Source organism: Rhodococcus sp. MurmanLake-1 (genome assembly GCF_056945715.1).
The window spans coordinates 1-4619 of record NZ_JBWZNF010000040.1 but is presented as its reverse complement, the minus strand read 5'-3'; the positions used below and the strand labels follow the sequence as shown (position 1 = coordinate 4619).

Here is a 4619-nt window from a genome sequence, read left to right as displayed (position 1 = left end):
TTGAATGCGTCAATTGCCTTTGATGCATCTATTCAGCAATTACAAATGCTGTTGTATGGTTCAAGTTTATATATTATTCCGAATGAAGTACGAAGTAATCCGGAACAGTTTGTAGCTTATATTAGGGAGAACAAGTTAGCAATCTTTGATATAACGCCTTCAATGCTTCAATTACTTATAGATGCCGGATTGTTAGAAACGTACGATGGTGTTCATGTTCCAAGTAAGGTACTGGTTGGTGGCGAAGCGATTATGCCGTCATTATGGGAACATCTAGTAGAGACTGATAAAATACAGTTTTATAATGTTTATGGTCCTACAGAATGTACGGTTGATGCAACATGCTATCATATCAAAAAAGATAGTAAGAGAGTAACAATTGGGCGTCCATTGCCTAACGTCCAAACTTATGTATTAGATAGAAATAGGTTGCCAGTTCCAGTTGGTGTGATGGGTGAACTTTATATCGGAGGAGCGGGTCTAGCGAGGGGATACTTAAATCGTCCAGAGTTAACATCCGAACGATTTATTTCTCATCCATTCAAAGAAGGCGAGAGATTATATAGAACAGGCGATCTCGTGAGATATCTTTCTGATGGTAATATAGACTATTTAGGAAGAATGGATAATCAAGTGAAGATTAGAGGATTTCGAATCGAACTTGGGGAGATTGAGTCGACTTTACAGGAGCATGACTTGATAAAAGAGGCAGTTGTAATAGTTAGGGAAAATCAGTCGGGGGATAAGAGGTTAGTAGCTTATATAGTGGGCGAAGGCAGTTTAGAAGAATGGCGAGAGTATCTTAAAATAAAACTGCCAATCCATATGATACCTTCCTACTTTGTCGAAATGAAAGAATTACCGCTAACCATAAATGGAAAGGTTGATCGGAAATCATTGCCTATACCAGATTATCAAGGAACACAAGAAGGCTACGTAGCCCCAAGAAATGAACGTGAACACAAGCTTTCTATCATTTGGGAACGTGTGCTAGGTTCAAAACGTATTGGTATGAATGATAACTTTTTTGAAATTGGTGGAGATTCAATTCTTAGCATTCAGATTGTCTCTCGTGCGAAGCAAGCTGGTTTACAGTTGACACCAAAACAACTATTTGAACACCAAACGATTGCTGAGTTGGCGCAAGTAGTCAAAGAAGAACAAGGTGTACAAGCTGAACAAGGAATTATAATTGGAGAGACGATACTTACACCTATTCAGCAAAGGTTTTTTGCACAAAATCATCCTAACCCACATCATTGGAATCAATCCATGTTCTTTAGAACGAAAGAAAAATTGGACATAGGATCACTGGAAAAGGCAGCGCGTAACCTTCTACTTCATCATGATGCCCTGCGTTTAAGATATGAACGTTTACCTAATGGGGCTTGGAAACAGTGGAATGAAGGAATTGAAGAACAATTGATGCTGACTGTCATTTCATTAGATGAAGTGCCGGAAGCGGATTGGCATGAAGTTATTCAAAAAGAGATTAATATAGCACAAGAAGGTTTAAATTTACATGAAGGTCCGTTAATGAGAATGGTGTATTTTGATGAAGGTGAGAAGACTGGCCGATTATTTTGGACAATTCATCACTTAGCCGTGGATGGTGTTTCTTGGCGAATTTTATTGGAAGATTTGCAAACAGCATATACGCAAGCGGTCCAAGGGCAAAAAATTCAATTACCTATGAAGAGTACATCTTTTAAAGAATGGTCGGAGAAATTACAACATTACGCTCAAACTGGAATATCAAAAGAAGTGCTACATTACTGGGAGCAGCAGGTTGAACAAGACGTAGTTATACTGCCAGTAGATGGTACTATAAGTAATCCAGTAAGCGCAGTAACTGAGGAAATTACTGTGGTGTTAAACGAGAATGAGACCCGTATGTTATTGCAAGAGACTTTAAGCACTCACCGTGTCCAAATCAATGAAGTATTATTAGCAGCATTGGTACAAGCTACAGCAGCATGTACGGGGCAGCCGATATTAAGCGTAGATTTAGAGGGACATGGTCGAGAAGAGATTATTGAAGATGTTGATTTATCGAGAACCGTGGGATGGTTTACAAGTATTTACCCAGTTCATTTAAATATTACTAATGCTAATACGCCAATTGCAGCATTAAAAGCAGTTAAAGAACAAGTTCGCAAAATTCCTAATAAGGGTGTTGATTATGGGGTGTTGCGTTACATGAACACAACAATGTGTGAGCTATTAAGCTCCCAATATACACCGTCTATTAGTTTTAACTATCTTGGACAATTTGACCAAATGTTTTCTAGCGATGCAATGTTTATTCCAGAGAACGAATTTAAGCGTTTAGATCATGCTGCCGGTTCCAAGCGATCGCATGTAATTGATGTAATTGGGGTTGTAACGGATGGAAAACTTCAGTTCACTTGGGTATACAATGTTGGACAATTTGCCAAATCAACGATTCAAAGTATTGCACAGAATATGCTATATCAACTGAGTAGATTGATTCAATCTTCAGATAGAGAATCTGCACTGACCATTTCGGATTTTGCAATGGCTAATCTTAGCCAAGAAGGTTTGACAAATGTACTAAATAAAATGCATCGTGGAAAGAAAAATCAGATTACTGATTTATATCCACTATCACCTTTGCAAGAAGGTATGATCTTCCACACATTGCATGATCAAGGGGATGAACATGTTGCACCGTATATAGTGCAATTGAGTTTTATGATTCAAGGGGAAATGGATATTCCTACTTTTGAGCAGGCGTGGAAATCTGTAATTCAGCGGCATGAAATTTTTCGTACAGCATTTGTATGGGACGAAATTGAAGAACCTGTACAAGTGGTGTATGAAAATATCCCATTTAAAGTGAACAAAGAAGACTGGCGTACAATGACAAGTGAAGAGATAGAGGAAAAAAGAAAAGTCTTTTTGACATTAGATCGAAAACAAGCCTTCCAATTTGATGAAGCACCATTGATGAGGGTAACAGTCATTCAAGAAGGTGAGGAAGAATATCGGATTGTTTGGACCCATCACCATATTTTACTGGATGGATGGAGTTTACCATTAGTATTTAATGAATTACTTACAGTCTATCAGAAGAGAATGAATGGAGAAGCTGTGAAGTTACCTAAGTCCTCACCATATAAGAAATATATCCAATGGTTAAGAGAGCAAGATAAGGAGCAGGCGGAACAATTTTGGAGAGGGAAGCTAAAAGGTTTTACTGCGCCAACTTTGCTGGGCTTAGAAAGTAAAGAGGAAGAAAAAGGTTACACAGAGAAGGTTACGTATTTATCAGAAGAGCAGACTCAAGCGTTACAAGGATGGGCGAAACGCAATAAACTTACTTTGAGTACAGTAATTCAAGGTGCATGGGCATATCTCATGAGCCGATATAGTGGAGAAAATGACATTGTTTTTGGTGTAACAAGCTCAGGGCGTTCTACGGAGATTATTGATGTTGAAAACATCGTAGGTTCTTTCATTACAACGTCACCGACGCGAATTCAATTGATGGATGATATAAAATTAATAGATTGGTTGCAGAAGATACAAGAGGAAGAGATAGAAAGAAGACAATATGAGTATGCTTCTTTGACAGAGATTCAGGGGTGGAGTGAAGTTCCTAGAGGAATACCGCTGTTCAATAGTTTATATGTGTTTGAAAATTATCCAGTGAAAGAGGAGTCTTCAGAAAATCTGGAAATTGGTGAATTGGAAGGGGTAGAACAAACCCACTACCCATTAGGGTTAGCTGTAGTTCCAGGAATCCAGTTATCGTTAAAGTTAATGTATGACCGTAGTAAGTTTAATAGAGTAACCATTGAACGAATGCTGGGTCATTTACACCAAGTGTTAATGCAAATGCTCAAAAACATTGATCAAAATCTATCGGAGCTAGTATATATTACGGAAGCTGAACAAAGAAAGCTATTGGAAGAATGGAATAATAATAATATATCCTATCCACGTGAGAATGCAATCCATCAACTATTCGAAGAGCAAGTAAATCGTACGCCTGACGCGTTGGCAGTGGTAGATGAAAAACAGCAACTAACATATCGAGAGCTGAATGAAAGAGCTAATCAATTAGCCCATCATTTACAGAAATGTGGAATTGGGACAGAGTCATTAGTTGGCCTTTGCTTTGAGCGTTCAGTTGAGATGGTTGTTGGTCTCATGGGAATTTGGAAGGCTGGAGCAGCCTATGTTCCATTAGATCCATCGAATCCGGAAAGCCGCCTGCAATATATTTTAGAAGACACGGGAATTAGAGTGTTAGTTACAAATGAGGTATTACTAGGATGGATACCTAAAGACATCAAGACAGTTTGCCTAGATAGGGACCAAGCAATGCTTTCTCAAGAAAGCAAACTTTCACCAATATGTGAAGTAACAGGGGAAAACTTAGCGTATGTTATCTATACTTCTGGTTCGACAGGGAATCCAAAGGGGGCTTTAGTACAGCACCATTCTGTAATAAACCTATCCTATGGTTTACAAAAAGAAGTTTTCTCACATGAGATACCTAGTAATATGCGCGTCGGTTTGAATGCGTCAATTGCCTTTGATGTATCTATTCAGCAATTACAAATGCTGCTGTATGGTTCAAGTTTATATAT

At 38.4% G+C, this 4619-nt stretch carries 1 protein-coding gene; it reads left to right on the top strand.

Annotated features, from left to right (window positions below; genetic code table 11):
- Positions 1–4619: condensation domain-containing protein (locus tag AC2ETI_RS32425; protein WP_483635035.1), on the top strand; the 4619-nt coding region annotated here is incomplete at both ends.